Source organism: Streptomyces sp. NPDC006997, from assembly GCF_040635175.1.
In the GTDB taxonomy this organism is placed as follows: domain Bacteria; phylum Actinomycetota; class Actinomycetes; order Streptomycetales; family Streptomycetaceae; genus Streptomyces.
The window spans coordinates 68,623-90,177 of the sequence record NZ_JBEYHH010000009.1 but is presented as its reverse complement, the minus strand read 5'-3'; the positions used below and the strand labels follow the sequence as shown (position 1 = coordinate 90,177).

General features: G+C 72.1%; 18 protein-coding genes and 3 pseudogenes. 8 read left to right on the top strand and 13 right to left on the bottom strand.

What is annotated here, in order from left to right; translation table 11 throughout:
* Positions 1–90 precede the first annotated feature (90 nt).
* Positions 91–708, top strand: a pseudogene (locus ABZ659_RS11370) (LysE family translocator).
* 11 nt (positions 709–719) lie between these two features.
* Here the strand turns inward: ABZ659_RS11370 and ABZ659_RS11365 are convergent.
* Positions 720–944, bottom strand: a complete 225-nt coding sequence (locus ABZ659_RS11365; protein WP_360216554.1) for a hypothetical protein — start codon at positions 942–944, stop codon at positions 720–722.
* Positions 945–1,034: 90 nt separating this feature from the next.
* Here ABZ659_RS11365 and dusB point away from each other — a divergent pair, with 90 nt between their 5' ends.
* Positions 1,035–2,231, top strand: a complete 1,197-nt coding sequence (gene dusB / locus ABZ659_RS11360) for a tRNA dihydrouridine synthase DusB (protein ID WP_360216551.1) — start codon at positions 1,035–1,037, stop codon at positions 2,229–2,231.
* Positions 2,232–2,235: 4 nt separating this feature from the next.
* Here the strand turns inward: dusB and ABZ659_RS11355 are convergent, their stop codons facing one another.
* From ABZ659_RS11355 to ABZ659_RS11345, 3 genes are all read right to left on the bottom strand, one after another.
* Entirely contained in the window at positions 2,236–3,909 is a 1,674-nt protein-coding gene (locus ABZ659_RS11355) for a CDP-alcohol phosphatidyltransferase (RefSeq protein WP_360216890.1), read from the bottom strand.
* A 180-nt stretch (positions 3,910–4,089) separates the two neighbouring features.
* Complete coding sequence (locus tag ABZ659_RS11350; protein ID WP_360216548.1) at positions 4,090–6,039, bottom strand: glycogen debranching N-terminal domain-containing protein; 1,950 nt, start codon at positions 6,037–6,039, stop codon at positions 4,090–4,092.
* Positions 6,036–7,475: a hypothetical protein gene (locus tag ABZ659_RS11345; protein WP_360216545.1), complete on the bottom strand. Its 1,440-nt coding sequence runs from the start codon at positions 7,473–7,475 to the stop codon at positions 6,036–6,038. The genes ABZ659_RS11350 and ABZ659_RS11345 overlap by 4 nt, the downstream gene beginning before the upstream one ends.
* Positions 7,476–7,598: 123 nt before the next feature.
* Here ABZ659_RS11345 and ABZ659_RS11340 point away from each other — a divergent pair, with 123 nt between their 5' ends.
* Both ABZ659_RS11340 and ppdK read left to right on the top strand, forming a co-directional pair.
* A complete protein-coding gene (locus tag ABZ659_RS11340; RefSeq protein WP_360216542.1) occupies positions 7,599–8,825 on the top strand; it encodes an ROK family protein in 1,227 nt (408 codons plus the stop codon).
* Positions 8,826–9,242: 417 nt separating this feature from the next.
* Positions 9,243–11,990 (top strand): pyruvate, phosphate dikinase, encoded by a 2,748-nt coding sequence (gene ppdK, locus ABZ659_RS11335; protein WP_360216539.1) that lies wholly within the window; start codon positions 9,243–9,245, stop codon positions 11,988–11,990.
* Positions 11,991–12,109: 119 nt separating this feature from the next.
* Here the strand turns inward: ppdK and ABZ659_RS11330 are convergent, their stop codons facing one another.
* The 3 genes from ABZ659_RS11330 to ABZ659_RS11320 form a co-directional block, all read right to left on the bottom strand.
* Positions 12,110–12,538 (bottom strand): hypothetical protein, encoded by a 429-nt coding sequence (locus ABZ659_RS11330; RefSeq protein WP_360216536.1) that lies wholly within the window; start codon positions 12,536–12,538, stop codon positions 12,110–12,112.
* Between the two features lie 65 nt (positions 12,539–12,603).
* Positions 12,604–12,987, bottom strand: a complete 384-nt coding sequence (locus tag ABZ659_RS11325) for a hypothetical protein (RefSeq protein ID WP_360216533.1) — start codon at positions 12,985–12,987, stop codon at positions 12,604–12,606.
* Positions 12,988–13,067: 80 nt separating this feature from the next.
* The gene (locus ABZ659_RS11320; RefSeq protein ID WP_360216530.1) at positions 13,068–13,478 is read right to left on the bottom strand and encodes an ATP-binding protein; all 411 of its coding nucleotides are present in this window, start codon (positions 13,476–13,478) and stop codon (positions 13,068–13,070) included.
* 194 nt (positions 13,479–13,672) lie between these two features.
* Here ABZ659_RS11320 and ABZ659_RS11315 point away from each other — a divergent pair, with 194 nt between their 5' ends.
* Together ABZ659_RS11315 and ABZ659_RS11310 are read left to right on the top strand one after the other, a co-directional pair.
* Positions 13,673–14,524: a DUF5753 domain-containing protein gene (locus ABZ659_RS11315; RefSeq protein ID WP_360216527.1), complete on the top strand. Its 852-nt coding sequence runs from the start codon at positions 13,673–13,675 to the stop codon at positions 14,522–14,524.
* A gap of 7 nt (positions 14,525–14,531) precedes the next feature.
* Positions 14,532–14,723: a DUF397 domain-containing protein gene (locus ABZ659_RS11310; protein WP_360216524.1), complete on the top strand. Its 192-nt coding sequence runs from the start codon at positions 14,532–14,534 to the stop codon at positions 14,721–14,723.
* 30 nt (positions 14,724–14,753) lie between these two features.
* Here ABZ659_RS11310 and ABZ659_RS11305 read toward each other — a convergent pair whose 3' ends face one another.
* Both ABZ659_RS11305 and ABZ659_RS11300 read right to left on the bottom strand, forming a co-directional pair.
* A complete protein-coding gene (locus ABZ659_RS11305; protein WP_360216521.1) occupies positions 14,754–15,128 on the bottom strand; it encodes an excalibur calcium-binding domain-containing protein in 375 nt (124 codons plus the stop codon).
* Between the two features lie 281 nt (positions 15,129–15,409).
* Positions 15,410–15,529 (bottom strand): annotated as a pseudogene (locus ABZ659_RS11300) (translocation protein TolB); the annotation flags it as partial.
* Between the two features lie 37 nt (positions 15,530–15,566).
* On the opposite strand from ABZ659_RS11300, the pseudogene ABZ659_RS11295 reads away from it, so the two are divergent.
* Positions 15,567–15,701: pseudogene (locus ABZ659_RS11295) on the top strand (short-chain dehydrogenase); the annotation flags it as partial.
* Here the strand turns inward: ABZ659_RS11295 and nirD are convergent.
* From nirD to ABZ659_RS11280, 3 genes are read right to left on the bottom strand one after another with little or no spacing between them, the layout of a single operon-like run.
* Complete coding sequence (nirD, locus tag ABZ659_RS11290; RefSeq protein WP_360216518.1) at positions 15,680–16,033, bottom strand: nitrite reductase small subunit NirD; 354 nt, start codon at positions 16,031–16,033, stop codon at positions 15,680–15,682. The pseudogene ABZ659_RS11295 and the gene nirD overlap by 22 nt on opposite strands.
* Positions 16,030–18,648: a nitrite reductase large subunit NirB gene (gene nirB, locus ABZ659_RS11285; protein ID WP_360216515.1), complete on the bottom strand. Its 2,619-nt coding sequence runs from the start codon at positions 18,646–18,648 to the stop codon at positions 16,030–16,032. The genes nirD and nirB overlap by 4 nt, the downstream gene beginning before the upstream one ends.
* Complete coding sequence (locus ABZ659_RS11280) at positions 18,648–19,862, bottom strand: FAD-dependent oxidoreductase (RefSeq protein ID WP_360216512.1); 1,215 nt, start codon at positions 19,860–19,862, stop codon at positions 18,648–18,650. The genes nirB and ABZ659_RS11280 overlap by 1 nt, the downstream gene beginning before the upstream one ends.
* A gap of 177 nt (positions 19,863–20,039) precedes the next feature.
* Between ABZ659_RS11280 and ABZ659_RS11275 the strand changes: the two genes are divergently transcribed.
* Positions 20,040–20,822 carry a sulfite exporter TauE/SafE family protein gene (locus tag ABZ659_RS11275; protein ID WP_360216509.1) on the top strand — a complete coding sequence of 261 codons (783 nt, stop codon included), beginning with the start codon at positions 20,040–20,042 and terminating at the stop codon, positions 20,820–20,822.
* A gap of 9 nt (positions 20,823–20,831) precedes the next feature.
* Here the strand turns inward: ABZ659_RS11275 and ABZ659_RS11270 are convergent, their stop codons facing one another.
* Complete coding sequence (locus tag ABZ659_RS11270; RefSeq protein ID WP_360216506.1) at positions 20,832–21,455, bottom strand: class F sortase; 624 nt, start codon at positions 21,453–21,455, stop codon at positions 20,832–20,834.
* Positions 21,456–21,555 lie beyond the last annotated feature (100 nt).

Below are 21,555 nucleotides of genomic sequence, written 5' to 3'. Positions count from 1 at the left end.
CCCCCCGGTAGACACTCTTGCCTATTGGCCCTCGATACCGGTCCCTCAGTGGACCTGTATCGGGGGCCTCTCCGCGTCCAGGGTGGGGGCATGACCCTTACGTTTCTGCTGACCACGCTGGTCGTCGTCCTCACGCCCGGGACCGGGCTCGTCTACACCCTCGCCGCGGGGCTCGGCCGGGGGCGGGGGGCCGCCGTGTGGGCGGCCGTGGGGTGCACGCTGGCGATCGTGCCGCACGTGCTGGCGACGGTCACCGGGCTCGCGGCGCTGCTGCACGCGAGCGCGACCGCGTTCCAGGTCCTCAAGTACGCCGGTGTCTGCTACCTGCTCTACATGGCCTGGGCCACGGTGCGGGACAAGGAGGCGCTGGTCGTGGGGGACGGGCCCGCCGCGCCGATGACCTAGCGGCAGGTGGTGGCGCGGGCCGTGCTGATCAACCTGCTCAACCCGAAGGTGACGATCTTCTTCCTCGCGTTCCTGCCGCAGTTCGTCAGCCCCGGCCAGCCGCACGCCGCGCCCCGGATGCTGTTCCTCGGCGGGGTGTTCATGCTGGTCACCTTTGTCGTCTTCGCCGTGTTCGGGGTGCTGGCGGCGGCCGTGCGCAGCCAGGTGATCTCCCGGCCGCGGGTGATGGCGTGGCTGCGGCGGACCTTCGCCGGGTCGTTCGTGGTGCTGGGGGCGAAGCTGGCGGTGACGGGGACGCAGTGATCCCCGGCCGGCTACGAGCCCGCCGGGGAGCGGCCCGCCGTCGGGTCCACCGTCGCCTGGTGGGCCTCCGCCAGATGCTCCTCCGCCTTCAGCCAGGGCAGGAACTGCGCGTTCTGCCGCCAGCCGCAGGTGTCGCAGCTGATCGCCCGCTGGATGCCGCGCCGGTGCACCCGCACCACGTGCTCACGCCCGTGCTGGTCCCAGCGGCTGACCTTGCTCGTGGTTATCGGAGGCATGGAGCAGAGTGTGCAGCAATTCCGGCCTCCGCAGGGGCCGTGCGGCCCACCCGTCCACGCGCACTCCGTCCGGTGCGTGACAATGGGGGAATGTCCGCGCCCAGCAGCCCGCTCCAGATCGGCCCGCACACCGTCACCCCGCCCGTGGTCCTCGCACCCATGGCCGGGATCACCAACGCGCCCTTCCGCACCCTGTGCCGGGAGTTCAGCGGCGGCAAGGGCCTCTTCGTCAGCGAGATGATCACGACGCGGGCGCTGGTCGAGCGCAACGAGAAGACCATGCAGCTGGTCCACTTCGACGCCAGCGAGAAGCCCCGCTCCATCCAGCTGTACGGCGTCGACCCCGCCACCGTCGGCAAGGCCGTCCGCATGATCGCGGAAGAGGACCTCGCCGACCACATCGACCTCAACTTCGGCTGCCCCGTGCCGAAGGTGACCCGCAAGGGCGGCGGCTCCGCGCTGCCGTACAAGCGGAACCTGCTCCGCGCCATCCTGCGGGAGGCCGTCAGCGGCGCCGGTGAGCTGCCCGTCACCATGAAGATGCGTATCGGCATCGACGACGACCACGTCACCTACCTCGACGCCGGCCGGATCGCCGTCGAGGAGGGCGTCACGGCCATCGCCCTGCACGGCCGCACCGCCGCCCAGCACTACGGCGGCACCGCCGACTGGAGCGCCATCGCCCGGCTGAAGGAGCACGTCCCGGAGATCCCCGTCCTCGGCAACGGCGACATCTGGTCCGCCGAGGACGCGGTGCGCATGGTGCGGGAGACCGGCTGCGACGGCGTCGTGGTCGGCCGCGGCTGCCTGGGGCGGCCGTGGCTGTTCGCGGACCTGGTCGCCGCCTTCGAGGGCCGGGACGCCGACATCGCGCGGCCCACCCTGCGCGAGGTCGCCGACGTCATGGTCCGGCACGCCACCCTGCTCGGCGAGTGGATCGGACAGGGGGGGACGGCCCGGAGGGCCACCGTCGAGGATGGTGGTGGGAGACGGGCGGGCGAGTCCCGGGGCGTCATCGACTTCCGCAAGCACGTCGCCTGGTACCTGAAGGGCTTCGCGGTCGGCTCCGAGATGCGCAAGCGGCTCGCGGTCACCTCCTCGCTGGCGGAGCTGCGCGCCGGGCTCGACGAGCTGGACCTGGACCAGGCGTGGCCCACCGGCGCCGACGGCCCGCGCGGACGCACCTCCGGCAACAACCGCGTCGTCCTGCCCGACGGCTGGCTGAAGGACCCCTACGACTGCGCGGGCGTCGGCGAGGACGCCGAGCTGGACACCTCCGGCGGCTGACCGGTCACTTCCCGGAGGCGTGCGGCGTGGAGCCGTACGCCGTCAGGAAGCGGTCGCGGAAGGTGTCCATCCGCCACACCGGGGTGTCCGCGGCGGGCGCGAGGCCGTCCGCCCAGCCCCAGTCCGCGATCTTCTCCAGCACCCCCGGGTCCTTCGCGACGACCGACACCGGCACGTCCCGGCTGGCGTTCTCGCCGCTGACCCGGGGGATGGGCTGGTGGTCGCCGAGGAAGACCAGGACGGTGTCCTCGTCGCCGTACCGCTCCAGCCACTCGGTCAGGCTGGTCACCGAGTACGCGATCGACTTGCCGTACTCCCGCTTGGAGCGGTCGGAGTCGGGGACGACCTCCTTGGGGTCGGCGCCCGCCGCCTCGATGCCCTCGAAGATCCGGCCGTCGCCGAGGTCGTCCCAGTCGACCACGGCCGGGACGGGCGCCCAGGGCTGGTGGCTGGAGGTCAGGATGATCTCCGCCATGAGCGGCTTGTCCCGCTCCCTGCCGTGCTCCAGGCGCTGGAACGCCTCCAGCGCGAACTGGTCCGGCATCGTCGACCAGCTGAACTTCGGGCCCTCGTAGCCGAGGTGGAAGGCGTCGTAGACGTGGTCCAGGCCGAAGAACTCCGACTCCGGCCAGCCCTTCTGCACCCCGGGCACGATGCCGACCGAGCGCCAGTCGCCGGTCTTCTGGAACGCCCTGGTGAGGGTGAGGTGGTCGCTCGCCGTCACCGTGCGGTACCGCTGCTGGTTGTCTATCCACAGGCCCGACAGGAACGTGGAGTGGCCGAGCCAGCTGCTGCCGCCGTACGTCGCCGACGTCAGCCAGCCGCTCCTCGCGTGGAACCCCGCCTGCGCCAGCGCCTCCGTCCGGGCGTCCAGCGCGCTCGTCACGCCCGGCGCGATCAGCGGGTCCTCCAGGGCGCTGCGGCCGTAGCTCTCGATGAACGTGAACAGCACGTCCTTGCCGCGCAGGTCGGGCACCAGCTCGGCGGGCGGGGTCGCGCCGAAGGCGTCCTGCCCGGCCTCCCTCGCGAACGCCGCCTCGTCCCGCAGGGTCGCCTTCACCCGCCCGGACTGCGCGGTCACCGTGTCGGCCACCCGGTCCGCGGCCAGCGGCACCCCGGCGACCTGGAGACCGAGGGCGGAGCAGGTGATCCACACCGTGCCCGCGATCAGCGTGCCCTTCGTCGCCGCCGCCCGGTGGCGCGTCAGCAGCCCGCCCAGCCGCAGCGACGCCAGCACCAGCGCCGCGAACAGCGCCACCAGCGCGGCCACCAGGCCGACCGTCGCGGCGGTCGTCGCCCCGCTGCCCATGGTGTCCCGCTGGTACGCCCGCGCGTCGTCGAGCAGCTCCCAGTCCAGGACCAGGTTGAAGCCCCGGCCCAGGTACTCCTTGAACCCGATGTCCAGCAGGTTCAGCACCGTCAGCGCGCCGAGCCCGACGCCGGTGAGCACCGCCATCGCCGTACGCGACCGGCGCCCCGGCAGCGCCAGCAGCACCGTCACGCCGACGATCGCCTCCGCCGGGAGGCGCGCGAAGTGCCGGGCGTCCACGGCGGTCGGCGCGTTCGGCAGCAGCAGGGCGGCGAGCACCAGCGCGGCGCACAGGGCGGTGAGCGTGTGGCGCAGGACGAGGACGGCCCGCGGGTGCGCGGTGCGCCAGCCCCGGAACCGGTCCGTCAGCCTCCGGCTCCAGCTCGCCGGAGCGCGCTCGTCCTCCTTCCCGCCCCCGTCGTCCGTGTCCGGGACGACGTGACGTGTGCGCGTGAAGACAGGCACCCGAGGGTCCTTCCGTGCGTAGCGGGTCCACCGTCAACCCGTACGTCCCGGCGCCGGGTTGCGTTCACCGCCCGCGCGGCCTCCTCAGGCGCCGCCCACCGCCGTCAGCAGCGCCAGCGGCGCCGTCGCCGACCTCGCCTCCCGCACGCACGCGTGCGGATACGGCACCGGCTCCGGGTGCGTGTCGCGGCCGTACCCCGCGAGTACCTCGGGCAGCCGGTGCCCGGTCGCGGTCGCCGCGTCCACCAGGGCGTGCGCGACCGTGCGGGCCTCGTCGTGCAGGCCGTAGCGGGAGAGTCCCAGGGTGATCAGCGCGTTGTCGTGCGGCCACACCGAGCCGCGGTGGTACGACAGCGGGTGGTACGCCGGCTGGCCCGCGGCCAGCGTGCGCACGCCCCAGCCGGAGAAGAAGTCCGGCTCCAGCAGCCGCCGTCCGACCAGTTCCCCGTACTCCTTGTCGAGCAGCCCGGACCACAGCAGGTGCCCGGCGTCGGAGGCGAGCGCGTCGACCCGGTGGCCCTCCCCGTCGAGGGCGAGCGCCGGGAAGGAGTGCTCCGGCATCCAGAAGTCCCGCTGGAAACGGTCCCGCAGGTCACCGGCGGCCTGTTCGAGGAGGGCGCCGTACGTCTCGTCGTCCCACGCCGTGCGCGCCAGCCACGCCGTGCGGCGCAGCGCGTCGTACGCGTACCCCTGCGCCCCCGCCGCCATCACCGGCCCGTTGGGCCTGCTGCCGTCCGCCGAGCAGATCGCGCCGGGGGAGTCCTTCCAGTTCTGGTTGGCGAGACCGCCCTGGTCGGCGCGGTAGACGAGGTACCCGCGCGAGGTCAGCCCGCCGTGGTCCAGCATCCAGCCGACGGCCGCGCGGGCGTACGGCTGGAGCCGCCGGGCGAGCGCGGTGTCGCCGGTCTGCTCGGTGTAGGCGCCGAGCAGCACGAGGAAGAGCGGGGTGGCGTCGACCGAGCCGTAGTAGCGGCCGTACGGCACCTGCCCGAAGTGGGCCAGCTCGCCGTGGCGCACCTCGTGCACGATCTTGCCGGGCTGGGCGACCGAGCCGGGGTCGGTGCCGGTGGCCTGAGCGGCGGCGAGCGCGGGCAGCGTGGCGGCGGCCAGCCCCGGCCGGTAGGGGAGCGCGAAGAGGGAGGTGAGCAGGGCGTCGCGGCCCAGCAGGGTGAGGAACCAGGGCGCCCCGGCGGCCGGGACGCGCAGTTCCTCGCCGTCCGGTCCGGTGGCCGGGACCTGGAGGGCGGCCAGGTCCGCGAGTCCGCGCGCGCAGGCCGCGGCCAGCTCGGGCCAGCCGGTGGGGAAGGCGACGCCCTCGACGAACTCGCCCTCCCGCGCGAGCAGGTGCCGGGAGACGGCGGCGGGGGAGCGGGGCACCCGCAGCGCCCGCTTCTCGCCGTGCGGGCGGGCGATCACGCGCAGGGTCAGCTCGGTGGTGCCGTGCGGTTCCAGCTCCAGCGTCCACACCAGTCGGCGGGCGCCGGTGCCGGTCTCCTCCACACCGTCCGGCGCGGGGTCGGCGGTCACCGTCGTACGGGACTGCCACTCGCCGCGGCGGTAGGTGAACTCCACGCCGTCGTCGAGGACCTGGCGGCGGCGGACGACGCCGGTCTTGGCGTAGGTGCGGTGGTCGGAGCGCAGCTCGAACTGGTCGGCGAAGTCGGCGTCCACGGTGAGCGCGAGGCGGACCGTGGTGGGCACCGGACGGTTCCCGCTGACCCGGACCAGTTCCACGAACGAGCCGTCCCCGACGGCCTGCTCCCGGAACAGCGTGTACGCGGGCGGCTCCAGGCGCCCGCCCCGGGGGACGAGCACGCAGCGGGCGGTGTCCCCGGCGGTGACCGGGGTCAGCGCCTCGGGCACCGCCCCGTCGACGGTGAGCTGCCAGCGGCTCAGGTGCCGGGCGTCCCGGACGAACAGGCCGTCGGGCAGCCCGTCCGGGGCGCTGGCGCCGCGTACCCCGCTGATGTCCCCGCGGTCGCCCACGGCGGCGAACGTCCCCCCGTACACGAGCAGATGATGCCGGTCCGTCATCGCACGTCCCCTCCCTTGAACGCCATGGCCGCGCCCTTGTCCCAGGCGGGCTGGTCGTGCAGCAGATCGAGGGCGAGCGCCGCGGTCCAGCCGAAGTCGGTGGTGCCGCAGGACTCGCCGGTGTACGGGTCGACGTACTCCGCGAAGCCGGAGGCGTCGGCGGTGTGCAGCACCGCCCGGCGCAGCGCGTCGGCCCGGCCGCGCTCGCCGTGCAGCCGCAGCCCGCGCTCCAGCAGCCAGCCGGTGTTGAACCAGGCCGGGCCCCGCCAGTAGCGGTGCGGGTCGAACGCCTCGCCGCGCAGGTCGTAGCTGGGCACCAGGCGGGTGAGCCCGCCGAGCCCGAAGTGCGGGCCGCACAGGGTGCGCACCAGCGTGGCGGCGGTCTCGCGCGGGAGCGTCGGCAGCAGCAGCGGCACCAGGCCGGAGACGCCGCGCTCGGGGATCAGCCCGCCGCCGACCACGTCCCGGCAGAGGAACATGCCGCGCGCCGGGTCCCACAGCCGCTCGATGAGCACCTCGGTCAGCCGCTCCGCGCGCGCGTGCCGGGCGGTGCCGGTGGCGCCCAGCTCGTGGGCGATGGCGGCGAGGGCGTGCTCGGAGGCGATGAGGAGGGCGTTGAAGGCGGGGTCCTCCACGGCGAAGGCGTGCGGGCCGGTCGGGTCGCTCGGCGAGGATCGTGCGTCGTCGTACCCCCGGTCCCGGTAGTCCGCCGCGAGGCGTACGTACCGCCCGTAGTCCAGGTCCGTCGGCCGGTCCTCGGGGGAGCCGTGGTCGAGGTCGGCGCGGCGGAAGGAGCGGGCCGGGGCGGGGGCGACGCGGGCGAGCGGGGCGTCCCAGCAGGGGCTGTTGTCCATGCCCTGCTCCCAGGGGTGCACGACGGACGCCAGCCCGCCGCCCCCCAGGTCACGCCGGTGCAGCAGATAGCGGTGCCAGGCCGCCAGCCGGGGATACACCGTGGAGAGGAACCCGCGCGCCCGCGACAGCCCCGGGTCGGCGCGGTGCACCAGCCAGGCCGCCAGCGCGTGCACCGGTGGTTGCACGATGCCGGACGTCTGTACGGTGCGCGGGGCGCCCGCAGCGCGCCCCGCGGTCGAGGAGCGCCAGAAGTCGGGGCTCGGGAAGTACGCGTCGAGCGGGACGGAGGGGCTGAAGACGATGTGCGGGACCCGCCCGTCGCCCCACTGGGCCGCCAGCAGCGTCTCCAGCTCCGTCTGCGCCCGTAACGGCGACAGGTGCCGCAGCCCGATCGCGATGAACGCCGAGTCCCAGGACCACTGGTGCGGGTACAGGCCCCTTGAGGGGACGGTGGAGGTCCCGGTCCAGTTCCCCTCCAGCACGCGCGCCGCCCTGCGGTGCAGGGAATCGGCCACGGCGTCCGGATCGTATGCGAGGGCACGGTCCGGGGGACGGGTGATGACGGGTGCTGGACGATCCACTCGGGACTCCCCGAAGACGCGTACGGCTGATGGGTTCGGTGGCGGCTACCGTAGGGTTACGTCTATTTAACACGCAAAACTCAATATGTAATGCAAGCTTGAGAAACACAAGGGGGTGCGCGGATGTCCGTACGCAGTGCTCGTGGCGGCCGAGGTCAGGGCAGCAGTGGCGAGCTGCTCGACCTGGTGCGCAGTGGCCGCGCCACCACGCGCGGCGCGCTCCAGCAGGCCACCGGCCTGTCCCGGGCCACCGTGGGCCAGCGCCTGGACCGCCTCTTCCGCGCGGGCTGGCTGCGCGAGGGCGCGGGCGGCCCGGTCGGCTCCCCGCTGGGCGGGCGTCCCTCGATCACCCTGGAGTTCGACGACGAGCACGCCGTCGTCCTCGCGGCGGACCTGGACACCCGGCACGCGCGCGTGGCCGTCCTCACCCTGACCGGCGAGATCCTCGCCGAGCACGGCGGCACGCTCCTCATCGAGGACGGCCCGGAGAAGGTCCTCGGCGAACTGGGCCGCTGGTTCGCCGAACTGCTGGCGAAGACGGGCCACCACGCGGCCGAGGTCTGCGGGATCGGCCTCGCGGTCCCGGGCCCGGTGGACCGCGAGACGGGCCGGGTCGTCCAGCCGCCGATCATGCCGGGCTGGGACGGCTACGACATACGCGGCCGTCTGGCCCGCGCGTTCACGGAGCACGCGGGCGCCGCCACCACCACCGTCCCGGTCCTCGTCGACAACGACGCCAACCTGATGGCGTACGGCGAACAGCGCACCGGCTATCCCGACTGCTCGGCGTTCGTGCTGGTCAAGGTCTCCACCGGGATAGGCGCCGGGGTCGTGGTCGACGGCTCGCTCTACCGCGGCGTCGACGGCGGCGCGGGCGACATCGGGCACATCCGGGTGCCGGAGGGCGCGGAGACGCTGTGCCGCTGCGGGTCGTACGGCTGTCTGGCCGCCGTCGCGAGCGGTGGTGCCGTGGCCCGGCGGCTGGTGGCGTCCGGGGTCCCGGCGGCGTCCGGGTCCGACGTGCGGGACCTGCTGGCGGCGGGGCATCCGGAGGCGGTGGGACTGGCGCGGGAGGCGGGGCGCCGGGTCGGGGACGTGCTGGCCACGGTCGTGACCCTGCTGAACCCGGGGGTGCTGATGATCGCCGGGGATCTGGCCGGAACGGCGTTCGTGACGGGCGTGCGGGAGCTGCTGTACCAGCGGGCGCTGTCGCGCTCCACCGCCCACCTGGAGGTGGTGACCTCGAAGCTGGGGGAGCGGGCGGGGCTGGTGGGCGCCGGGGCGCTGGTCGTGGAGCACCTCTACGCGCCGGAGCGGGTGGAGGAACGGCTGCGGGCGCTGGGGGTGTGACGTCCGTGTGCCGCCCGGGAACCGGCCCGGGGGACCCGTCCGCATGGTGAAATCCGCGTCCGTGTGGCAGCGTGATTCTCGCCACCTCTGATAAGGGTTGCGCTCAGACGAGCGGATCGTGGGCGACTGCACTTCTCCAAGGGGTGGCACTGAGTGCCACCCCTTGATCGTTCATCGATCGAACTCAGACGTGCCGAGAGGTGCTCATGTGAGCGTCGGCCCCGGTCTGTGGGCGTTGATTGCTTCAAGAAGTGAACGCAAATGGCCTCGGCGGCTTACCAAGCCTTGACTTTCGATCCGGTGGCGGACCCCTGGTTACAGGCGCATGACGCACGAGTGGACGTACCCACACGCCTTCGATCTGGGTATGTTCCTCGCCGTCAGGGCAGCCACCGCGTCTTCGAGGAGTCGAGACCCGTGTCGGAAAACAAAGATCCCCAGGTAGCCGAGCACGGCGCCGGTGTTGAGGGCGTGAAGTTCGTCTACGACTTCACCGAGGGCAACAAGGACCTCAAGGACCTGCTCGGTGGCAAGGGTGCCAACCTCGCCGAGATGACCAACCTGGGTCTCCCCGTGCCACCCGGCTTCACCATCACCACGGAGGCCTGCAAGGTCTACCTGGACAGCGGCGAGGAGCCCGTGGCACTGCGTGACGAGGTGAGTGCGCACCTCGACGCGCTGGAGCAGCGCATGGGCAAGAGGCTGGGCCAGCCCGACAACCCCCTGCTGGTCTCCGTCCGCTCCGGCGCCAAGTTCTCCATGCCCGGGATGATGGACACCGTCCTCAACATCGGCCTCTCCGACAAGTCGGTGCAGGGCCTCGCCCGGCAGGCGGGCGACGACCGGTTCGCGTGGGACTCCTACCGGCGCCTCATCCAGATGTTCGGCAAGACCGTCCTCGGCGTCGACGGCGACCTCTTCGAGGACGCGCTGGAGAAGGCCAAGGAGGCCAAGAAGGTCACGGTCGACACCGAGCTGGAGGCCGCGGACCTGAGGAAACTGGTCACCGCCTTCAAGAAGATCGTGAAGAAGGAGGCGGGCCGGGACTTCCCGCAGGACCCGCGCGAGCAGATGGACCTCGCCATCAAGGCGGTCTTCGACTCCTGGAACGGCGACCGCGCCAAGCTCTACCGCCGCCAGGAGCGCATCCCGCACGACCTGGGCACGGCGGTCAACGTCTGCTCCATGGTCTTCGGCAACCTGGGCCCCGACTCGGGCACGGGTGTCGCCTTCACCCGCGACCCCGCCTCCGGCCACCAGGGCGTCTACGGCGACTACCTCCAGAACGCCCAGGGCGAGGACGTGGTGGCGGGCATCCGCAACACCGTCCCGCTCGCGGAGCTGGAGACGATCGACAAGAAGTCGTACGACCAGCTGATGCAGATCATGGAGACCCTGGAGAACCACTACAAGGACCTCTGCGACATCGAGTTCACGATCGAGCGCGGTCAGCTGTGGATGCTCCAGACCCGCGTCGGCAAGCGCACCGCGGGCGCCGCGTTCCGGATCGCGACCCAGCTGGTGGACCAGGGCCTGATCGACGAGGCGGAGGCGCTCCAGCGCGTCAACGGCGCCCAGCTCGCCCAGCTGATGTTCCCCCGCTTCGACGACGAGGCGAAGGTCGAGCAGGTCGGCCGGGGCATCGCGGCGTCGCCGGGCGCGGCGGTCGGCAAGGCGGTCTTCGACTCGTACACCGCGGTGAAGTGGTCCCGCTCGGGTGAGCAGGTCATCCTGATCCGCCGGGAGACCAACCCCGACGACCTGGACGGCATGATCGCCGCGGAGGGCATCCTCACGTCCCGGGGCGGCAAGACGTCCCACGCGGCCGTGGTGGCGCGCGGCATGGGCAAGACGTGCGTGTGCGGCGCGGAGGAGCTGGAGGTCGACACCAAGCGCCGCCGGATGACGGTGCCCGGCGGCCACGTCGTCGAGGAGGGCGACGTCATCTCCATCGACGGCTCGTCGGGCAAGGTCTACCTGGGCGAGGTCCCGGTGGTCCCGTCCCCGGTGGTCGAGTACTTCGAGGGCCGGATGCACGCGGGCGCCGACGACGCCGACGAGCTGGTCGAGGCGGTCCACCGCATCATGGCCTTCGCCGACCGCAAGCGCCGCCTCCGCGTCCGCGCCAACGCCGACAACGCGGAGGACGCGCTGCGGGCCCGCCGCTTCGGCGCCCAGGGCATCGGCCTGTGCCGCACGGAGCACATGTTCCTCGGCGACCGCCGCGAGCTGGTGGAGCGCCTGATCCTGGCGGACACGCAGCAGGAGCGCGAGGAGTCCCTGAAGGAACTGCTGCCCCTCCAGAAGCGCGACTTCGTGGAACTCTTCGAGGCGATGGACGGCCTCCCGGTCACGATCCGCCTCCTGGACCCCCCGCTCCACGAGTTCCTCCCCGACATCACGGAACTCTCCGTCCGGGTGGCCCTGGCGGAGTCCCGCCAGGAACCCCACGAGAACGAACTCCGCCTCCTCCAGGCGGTCCACCGCCTGCACGAGCAGAACCCGATGCTGGGCCTGCGCGGCGTCCGCCTGGGCCTGGTCATCCCCGGCCTGTTCACCATGCAGGTACGGGCGATCGCCGAGGCCGCGGCCGAACGCAAGGCGGCGAAGGGCGACCCGCGCGCCGAGATCATGATCCCGCTGGTGGGCACGGTCCAGGAGCTGGAGATCGTCCGCGAGGAGGCGGACAGGGTCATCGCGGAGGTGGAGGAGGCGACGGGCACCCGCCTGAAGCTCTCCATCGGCACGATGATCGAACTCCCGCGCGCCGCGCTGACGGCGGGCCAGATCGCCGAGGCCGCCCAGTTCTTCAGCTTCGGCACGAACGACCTGACGCAGACGGTGTGGGGCTTCAGCCGCGACGACGTCGAGGCCTCCTTCTTCACCGCCTACCTGGAGAAGGGCATCTTCGGCGTCTCCCCGTTCGAGACGATCGACAAGGACGGCGTCGGCTCCCTGGTCGCCGCGGCGGCCAAGGCGGGCCGCGAGACCCGCCCCGACCTGAAGCTCGGCGTCTGCGGCGAACACGGCGGCGACCCGGAGTCCGTCCACTTCTTCCACGAGGTCGGGCTGGACTACGTCTCCTGCTCCCCGTTCCGCATCCCGGTCGCCCGCCTGGAAGCGGGCCGCGCGGCGTCCCAGTCGACGGGCAGCGACCACCGCTGACCTCACGGTCCCCGGAACCGTCGCTCGTCACCCGACCCTCACCGATCAGTGACGGCCCCGGTTCACGGGGAGGGGGCGGCATCCTTGTGCGGGGATGCCGCCCCTTCGGCTCCCCGACCTCACGGTGTGCTGAACAACTCCTCCGCCTGCTCGACGGTGATGGCCCGTACGAGGAGGTCGTCGAGGACGGTGAGGTCGGTACAGGCGGTGACACGGGCACGTACGGCGTCGGGGATCTGGAGCCCGCGGGCTTCCAGCACACGCACGACACCTTCGGCCCTGCCCTTGGCCTCGCCCTTGAGGTAGGTCTCTTCGATGAGGGTGCCCCTGCCGGGGAAGTAACTGGCGACCATGTGCTGTAGCTCTCTCCATGTCTCGCGGGCCGGAGTGTTCTCCAGGCCGACTTCCAGCAGTTCCGACCAGTAGGTGGCCGTCTCCTTGTCGAACGACCGCATACCGCGGGCCAGCAGATTCAGTATGGCCTCGATACCGCGGCTCTCGCTGTGGATGATGGCGCTGAACGTCGCCAGGGCGGGTTGTCGCGCCACCAGGGTTTCGTCGGTGATCTCGGGAACCGACCCCGGACCGAGTACGAACGGCCGGGTGACCTGGCTCAGCCACGGCCCGACCCGGTTCTCGAAGGGCCCCTCCGCCCACTTCGCGGTGGACGCCTTCCGCAGACGGCGACGAGCAGCACCGGCAGGTTGTACCGCGCGCTCAGGTAGGCCATGTAATAGGCCCAGTTGACCGCCTTGTCGGGTGCCTGCTTGGTCTGCGCCTCGATGGCGAGCAGGAAGCCGTCGCCGTCCGCGGGGTCGACTCGGAGCACCGTGTCCACGCGACGCTCAAGGGGCTTCAGCTCCGTGGCGTCCGGCGTGATCGCCTCGATGTCCGCCTTCACGGGCGGCGGCAGCCCCAACGCCTCGAAGATGGGGGCGAGGACCTCTGGGTGATCCTGGAAGATCCGGTGCGAGGTCTCGTGGGTGGATGTGACCATGGGCGTCACTTTCCTGGTCCGATGTCCGGCAGATCCGATGAACGCGGAAGCGTTCACTCTTTCGAGCGGCGGGGAAACGTTCACGCCGCCGAGGTCAGCTCGCACCACACGTACTTGCCCCGGTTCCCGTCCCTGGCCAGCGGCTGCCACCCCCACACGTCGGCGCAGGCCCGCACGAGGGCCAGCCCGCGTCCGCCCTCGGCGTCCTCGCTCCGCTCGAACGGCACCGGTGGTTGGGCCGGTTCGGGGTCGGCGTCCCATGCCCCGATCCGCAGCACGCCCGCCGCCCAGCGCACCCGCAGGGCGGCGGGCCCTTTGGTGTGCAGGACGGCGTTGGAGACCAGCTCCGCCGCGAGCAGCTCCGCCACGTCCACGAAGCGGATCAGGCCGTGCATGGTGAGGATGAGGCGGAGGGTACGGCGGCTCACGGTGACGGCGCGGGGGTCGTTCGGGATGGAGAGGGAGTACTCCCAGGAGTCGCTTTCGGACATGCGTCAGCTCCGGTTCGGTAGTGGGGGGCGGTGTCATTGCCGCAGCCGTCATGGCAGGACGGAGCGGTGCGCTTCCGCAGCGTGCTCGTCGCATCACCGACGGTAGGGGTTACAGTTTCGGTCGCGCAAGCTGATCGCATAGCCTGACTCCGAACGAGCCGATCTGGAGGCGCGTTTGAACCAGGGAGCAGTCGATGACGACAAGGCGCGAACCCACGGCGCGTCAGGTGCGGTTGGGGGCGGAACTCCGCAAGCTCCGCGACGCGGCCGGACTCGCGGCACGCGCGGCGGCGGCGCTACTGGGCGTGAGTCACGTCCAGATCAGTCACATCGAGTCGGGGCTCTCCGGTGTGAGCGAGGAGCGGCTTCGTCAGCTTGCTGCCAACTACTCTTGCGCCGACGATCAGTTGATCGAAGCGCTGGTGGCCCTCGCCACCGACCGGACGCGTGGTTGGTGGGAAGAGTACCGAGGTGTACTCCCGTCCGCTTACCAAGACCTCGCGGAGTTGGAGCATCACGCCACGTTCCGGCGCGACGTCGCAGTCCTCCATGTACCCGGGCTCTTTCAGACGGAGGCGTACGCCCAGGCGCTGTTCGCCTACATGAACCCGGAGTTTCCGGCGCGGGAGGTGGAGCGGCGGGTGGAACACCGTATGCGGCGAAAGGTCATCATCGAAGGCCCTGATGCCATTCCGTACGAGACCGTGATCCACGAGGCCGCGCTCCGTATCAAGGTGGCGGGACGTGCCGCCAGCCAGGCGCAGCTCACCCGCATCCTCGAGATGTCACAGGCACCCCACGTCACCGTACGGGTCATCCCCTTCACCCTGGATGACTTCCCAGGTGCGGGAAGCACCATGGTGTACCTGGGCGGTGCGATCGCTCGACTGGACACCGTCGTACGCGACGCTCCGCATGGCACTGCCTTCCTGGACTCCGAGGCGCAACTGAGGCACTTCCGGGAGCTGTTCCTTAGGGTGAAGGAGAGTGCTCTCCCTCCGGAGAAGTCACGTGACCTCATCTGTCGAATGGCCAAGGAGCTGTGAGCGAGACATGACCACTCTCTCGCCGTGGAAGAAGTCGTCCTTCTCCGGTGGTGGGGAGGGGAACGACTGTGTGGAGATAGCGGACTTCCCCACCTGTGTGGCCATACGAGATTCCAAGGGCCCGGCGTGCGGAATGCTCACCTTTTCGCCCGGCGCCTTCGCGTCGTTCCTTGATGCCCTCAAGGCGCCGCAACGGTAGGCGGCACCTGCGTGAGGTGCCGCCCCGTTCTCAACGCGGGTCGCGACGCCGCACCGTCAGGTAGACCGTGCCCCCGCCGACGAGCAGGACGGCCGTGCCGACGGCGAGGTAGAGGGTGACGCCGTCGGCGCCGGTCTCGGCGAGGTCGGTGCCTTCCGTCCCCGCCCCGGACGCGGCGGGGACGAAGTCCGCGGGCGGCTGGTCGCAGCCGACGCCGTCGCCGTCGCGGTCGAGGTGCTTGCCGTAGTGCTCGTCGGTCTCGGAGATGTCGGCGTAGCCGTTCTCGTACGCCTCGGAGCAGTTCGGGAACGGGTGGGTGCCGTCGTGGGCGACGGCGGTGGCCGGGACCGCCGCCAGGGCCAGCGCGGCGAGGGTCATGGCGGCAGGCTTGCGGAACGACTTCATGGTGAGCCCCCCAGCTTCAAATCCATGCGGATGGTCAGGGATTGAAGGTATGGGAGGGCCTGTTGGCAACTGCGGCGAAATAAACGACCCGTGATGCGAACGTGACGTGACCGGACAGTAGCTCTCCGCTTCGAGGGAGGAGCAGGTGTCTGGCCCTTTTGGCCCATGTGTCGTCCGCTCCAGTGGGGAGGGCGTGGGCCAAAGGCTCCAATTGCCCGCCTGCCCGCCTGCCCGCCTGCCCGCCTGCCCGCCTGCCCGCCCCGCACGGTACGTTCCCCTCCCTACGACCTGAAGGGTCCCGTCACCTCGTACGTGATGCCGCCCGACGACGAACCCGTCGTGCCCCGTTGGCTGGAGAAGTACAGGCGGCTGCCGTCGGGGGAGAACGCCGGGCCCGTGATCGGGCCGTCCTGCGCCGCCCGGCGCGGGAACGCCGTGCCCGCCCCGTCACCGCGGGCCCCGTGGCCCCTCGACGACCGGGCGGGCGAACTGCCGTGGGCGGCCTCGGAGCGGCTCACCGGGGTGAGCCGCGGCGCCCGGGAACCCACGGGTCAGGCGGCCCGCACCTCGTAGGCCGTGATCCGCACGCCGTCCTCGTCCAGGCACTCCCCGGTGCGCAGGTCGAAGCGCTGCTTGAGCAGGGGCGACGCGACGAACGTGCGGCCCTGGTGGCTGCCGAGCAGGCCGCGGGAGAGGACCGCCGCGCCGCCGAACGGGTCGCGGTTGTCGACCGCGTACAGCTCGCCCCTGCGGTCGCGGAACAGCGCCGCCTGGCTGCCGTCCGGCAACAGGACCGCCACACCGCGGCCGGGGAGCAGCTGGTTCAGGTCGCAGGCCGTGAACCAGTCGTCCTCGCCCAGCCGGAGCTGGATCTCGAGGTCGGTCGTCTCGGGTGCCAGGGTCATCGCTGGGCGCTTCCTTCCAGGACGTCCGCGGGGGAGTCCGCGGGGCGGATGCCGATGGACAGCAGCGGCAGGTCGGGCTTGATCTGGTCGCGCTCGGGGACGAAGCCCACGACCGGGTCGGGGGTGTCCGGCGCGTTGACGAAGGACACGAACCGGGCCAGCTTCTCCGGGTCGTTGATGGTCTCCGCCCACTCGTCGCGGTACGCGGAGACGTGCGCCGACATCAGCGACTCCAGCTCCTCGCAGATGCCGAGGGAGTCCTCCACCACCACGTCGCGTACGTGGTCGAGGCCGCCGGGGATCCGGTCCAGCCAGGTGGAGGTGCGCTCCAGCCGGTCGGCGGTGCGGATGTAGTACATGAGGAACCGGTCGATCAGGCGGATCAGCTCCGCGTCCGACAGGTCCTGCGCGAGCAGGTCGGCGTGGCGCGGGGTGGCGCCGCCGTTGCCGCCGACGTAGAGGTTCCAGCCGTTGGAGGTGGCGATCACGCCGAAGTCCTTCGACTGGGCCTCGGCGCACTCGCGGGCGCAGCCCGACACCGCCGACTTCAGCTTGTGCGGGGAGCGCAGTCCCCGGTACCGCAGCTCCAGGTCGATCGCCATCCGGACGGAGTCCTGGACGCCGTAGCGGCACCAGGTCTGGCCCACGCAGGACTTCACCGTGCGCAGCGACTTGCCGTAGGCGTGGCCGGACTCGAAGCCCGCGTCCACGAGCCGGGTCCAGATCACCGGGAGCTGCTCCACCCGGGCGCCGAACATGTCGATGCGCTGACCGCCCGTGATCTTCGTGTAGAGCCCGAAGTCCCGGGCGATCTCACCGATCACGATCAGCTTCTCCGGGGTGATCTCACCGCCGGGGATGCGCGGTACGACGGAGTAGGAGCCGTTCTTCTGCAGGTTGGCGAGGAAGTGGTCGTTGCTGTCCTGGAGGGCGGCCTGCTCACCGTCGAGGACGTACGGGCTCGCGCCGATCGCCGGGGCGAGGGACGCGATGATCGAGCCGACCGTCGGCTTGCAGACCTCGCAGCCCTCGCCGCCCCGGGCCTCCTCGCGGCCGTAGCGGTCCAGCAGGTCCTGGAAGGAGTTGATCCGCAGGGCGAGGACGATCTCGTACAGCTCCTCGCGGGTCTGCGAGAAGCAGGCGCACAGGCCCTTGTCGACCTCGACGCCGCTGGCCTCCAGCTCGGCGGTGACCAGCTGGCCCAGCACCTTCACACAGGAGCCGCAGCCGGTGCCGGCCTTGGTGCACTTCTTCACCTCGGGCACGGTCGTGCACTGGTGGTCGGTGACCGCGGCGCGGATGGTGCCCTTGGAGACGTTGTGGCAGGAGCAGACGATCGCGTCGTCCGGCAGCGCGGACGGGCCGAGCTGCGTCGGGGCGCCCACTCCCGCGGGCAGGACCAGGGACTCCGGCTTGACCGGCGGGACCGAGCCGGTGAACGCCCGCAGGGTGCCGTAGTCGTCGGCGTCACCGACGAGGATGCCGCCGAGCAGGGTGCCGTCGCGGGCGACGACCAGCTTCTTGTAGAGGCCCGCGCGGGAGTCGGAGTAGACGACGTCGAGGCAGTCCTCGGTCGTGCCGTGCGCGTCACCGAAGGACGCCACGTCCACGCCGAGCAGCTTCAGCTTGGTGGACAGGTCGGCGCCGGTGAACGCGGCCTCCTCGGCGGCGATCGTCGCGGCGGCCGTCTCGGCCTGCTCGTTGCCCGGCGCCACCAGGCCGTACACCTTGCCGTCGGCGGCCAGCGCGCACTCGCCGATCGCGAACACACGCGGGTCGGAGACGGTCCGGCACTGCTCGTCCACCGCGATGCCGCCGCGCTCGCCGACCGTGAGACCGCAGTCGCGGGCCAGCTGGTCGCGGGGGCGGACACCGGCGGAGAACACCACCATGTCGGTGTCGAGGACCGAACCGTCCGACAGCTTCATGCCGGTCACCGCGCCGGAGTCGTCCACGACGATCTCCTGCGTCCCGACGCCCGTGTGGACGCCCAGGCCCATCTCCTCGATGGTGCGAAGGAGGGCCGCGCCACCACCGTCGTCGACCTGCACCGGCATCAGCCGCGGCGCGAACTCCACGATGTGCGAGGTAAGACCGAGGCCCTTCAGCGCGCCCGCCGCCTCCAGGCCGAGCAGCCCGCCGCCGACCACGGCGCCGACCCTCGCCCTGCTCTTGGCGTACTCCTCGATCGCGAGCAGGTCCTCGATCGTGCGGTACACGAAGCAGCCGGTGGCGTCCTTGTTCGGGACCGGCGGGACGAACGGGTACGAGCCGGTGGCCAGCACCAGGATGTCGTAGTCGACGGTGAACCCGGAGCGGGCCGTCACCGTGCGCGTCTCGCGGTCGACCGTCTCGGCCGCGTCACCGATCCGCAGCTCGATCCCGTGCCTCTCGATGAACTCCCTGTCGGTCATCGACAGCTCGTCGGGGGTCGTCCCCGAGAAGTACGAGGTCAGCGCGACGCGGTCATAGGCGGGACGCGGCTCCTCGCACAGGACGACCACGCGGTGCGTGGCGGTCAGGCCGCGCTCGGCGAGCGCCTCCAGGAAGCGCTGGCCGACCATGCCGTGGCCGACGAGCACGATCGTGGGGTGGGCCCCCAGGGTGGCGGTCATCAGGAGCCTCCGTCGTTGGTGAGCAGGTGGAGCAGGGGCGCGCCGTCAGCGGGGAGCGGCTCTGCTCCCTCCCAGGCGCGCGCGAGCGCGCCGACGGTGCCGAGTTCGCCGACGAGGACCCCGCCGACCACGCGGTCGTCACGGACGACGACCTTGCGGTAGGTGCCTCGGGTGGCGTCGGTGAGCTGGACGACGTCGTCGCCCGGGAGCGCCTCGGTCTCGCCGAACGCGGCGAGGTCGAACGTCGTCCGGCCGTTCAGGCTCAGCCGGGTCAGGGCGCGGGTGCCGGTGTAGCGGGCGGTGTCGTCACCGGCCAGCGCCCGTGCCAGCGCCTCGGCCTGTTCGAGCGCCGGGGTGGCGAGCCCGTACAGCGTGTCGCCGTGCTGGGCGCAGTCGCCGATGGCCCGGATGTGCGGGTCGGAGGTGCGCAGCTCGTCGTCCACGACGACGCCCTTGCGGACCTCCAGGCCGGCGGCCTGGGCGAGGCCGACGCGTGGGTGGACGCCGCAGGCCAGCACGGTGAGGTCGGCGTCGAGGGCGTATCCGTCGGCCATCTCCACCGAGCGGACCGCGCCGCCGACACAGCGCACGTCCCGTACCCGGCACTCGGTGTGCACCTCGACGCCGAGGTCCTTCAGGTGCCGCAGCACCAGCTTGGAGGCGCCCGGGTCGAGCTGGCGCTCCATCAGCCGTTCCGACTGCTGGGCGAGGACGACCTGCGCGCCGCGCACGGCCAGCGCCCGCGCCGCCGACACCCCGAGGAGCCCGCCGCCGATCACGACCGCCCGTACGCCGGGGCGCACCGCCTTGGACAGGCCGAGGCAGTCGTCCATGGTGCGGAACGCGTGGACGCCCTCGGGGAGTTCGGGGGTGCCGGTGAAGAGTCCGCGCAGCGGCGGGAGCACCGGGTTGGAGCCGGTGGCCAGCACCAGCGTGTCGTATGCGATGACCGAGCCGTCGGCGCACTCCACGGTCCGCGCGGTCCGGTCGACGCCGGTGACACGGGCGCGGGTCAGCTCCGCGGGGGCGGGCAGCGCGATCACCTCGGGGGCGTACCGCCCGGCCAGCACCTCGGCGAGCAGCACCCGGTTGTACGGCCGGTGCTCCTCGTCGCCGACGAGCAGCGCGGGCGTGCCCAGCTCACCGAGCCGCTTGGCGAGCTGTACGCCCGCGAGGCCGGCGCCGATCACCACCACACGCTTATTCGAGGTCATGCTCCTGAGCGTGCGGTGCCGGTGTTACCCGACCGAATCACCGTTGTTTCCCGTGGGGAACGCTGCCCTCAGCGGGGGTGGGGGGTGGGTGTGAGGGGGCTCCGGGACGCGCGCCGACCTCAGACGACCCTCAAGTCGTTGGACTGCACACCTACCCCGTCCATAGGGTCGCCACTCGTGCCCGACATATCGCTGACCACGCTCGCCCTGCTCTGCCTCGCCGCCCTCGCGGCCGGGTGGATCGACGCCGTCGTCGGCGGGGGCGGCCTGCTGCTCCTGCCCGCCCTGCTGCTGGGGCTCCCGTCCAGCACCCCGGCCGCGTACGCGCTGGGCACGAACAAGGCGGTGGCGATCGTCGGCACCGGCGGGGCGGCGGTGACGTACGTCCGCAAGGCGCCCGTCGACGTGCGGACCGCCGTCCGCATCGGCCTCGCGGCGCTCGCCGGGTCGTCGGGCGGGGCGTTCTTCGCGGCGGGGATGAGCACCGAGGTGCTGAAGCCGGTGATCATGGTGGTGCTGCTCGCGGTCGCCGCCTTCGTCATCCTGAGGCCCGCCTTCGGCACCGCGCCCGCGCCGGGCCCGGTCAGCCGCCGCCGCACCCTCGCCGCGATCGGTCTCGCGGGGCTCGGCATCGGGTTCTACGACGGTCTCGTCGGCCCCGGCACCGGTACGTTCCTGGTGCTGGCCCTGACCGCCGTACTCCACCTCGACCTGGTGACCGCCTCCGCCACCGCGAAGATCGTCAACTGCTGCACCAACGCGGGCGCGCTGGCCACCTTCGCCTGGCAGGGCACGGTGCTGTGGCAGCTGGCCGCGCTGATGGCCGTCTTCAACCTGGCGGGCGGCACGCTGGGGGCGCGCACCGCGCTGAAGCAGGGCAGCGGGTTCGTCCGGATCGTGCTGCTGACGGTGGTGTTCGCGCTGGTGGCGAACCTGGCGTACGAGCAGTGGCTGGCGTGAGTACGGGGCTCAGCCGCTGCCCGTGAGGTGGGCGAAGACGACCACGTTGCCCTGGTAGCCGGTCGACCGGGAGTAGCCGCCGCCGCAGGTGATCACGCGCAGCTCGGGGCGGCGGGCGGCGCCGTACACCCGGTCGTCGGGGAAGTCCTTCGCGTCGTACACCTCGACCGCGTGCACGGTGAAGCGGGCGGTGCCGCCGTCCCGCCGGTCGACCTCGATGACCGCGCCGCGCTTCAGGGCGCCGAGGCGGTAGAAGACGGCGGGCCCGTCGGCGTTGTCCACGTGCCCGGCGACGATGGCGGTCCCGGTCTCGCCGGGCGTCGTCCCCGCCTCGTACCAACCGGCCAGGCCCGGACGGTCGGCGGGCGGGACGTCGAGGCTGCCGGTGCGGGTGAGGCCGAGGCCGGTCAGGGGGGCGTCGACGCGGATCGCGGGGATGCGGATGCGTTCCGGAGGCGAGGGGGGCAGCGCGGGGGCGGCGCCCTGGCCGCCGTCCACCCGGGCCTCGGCGGTGGACGGCTGCGGCGGGGCCGAGGCGTCACCGCCGTACAGCAGCCCCACCCCGCACCCCAGGGCGACGGCGGTCACCGCCGCTGTCGCGACCTCACCGGTCCTGCCCGACCTGCGGCCCACGACGACCTCCTGCACTCGGCGACACCCCGGGGGGACCACGCCCCGGGGGCGCGGGGGTCCACCGCCTGCGGGGCGGCGGGTACGCGCCCTCCAGGGGCGC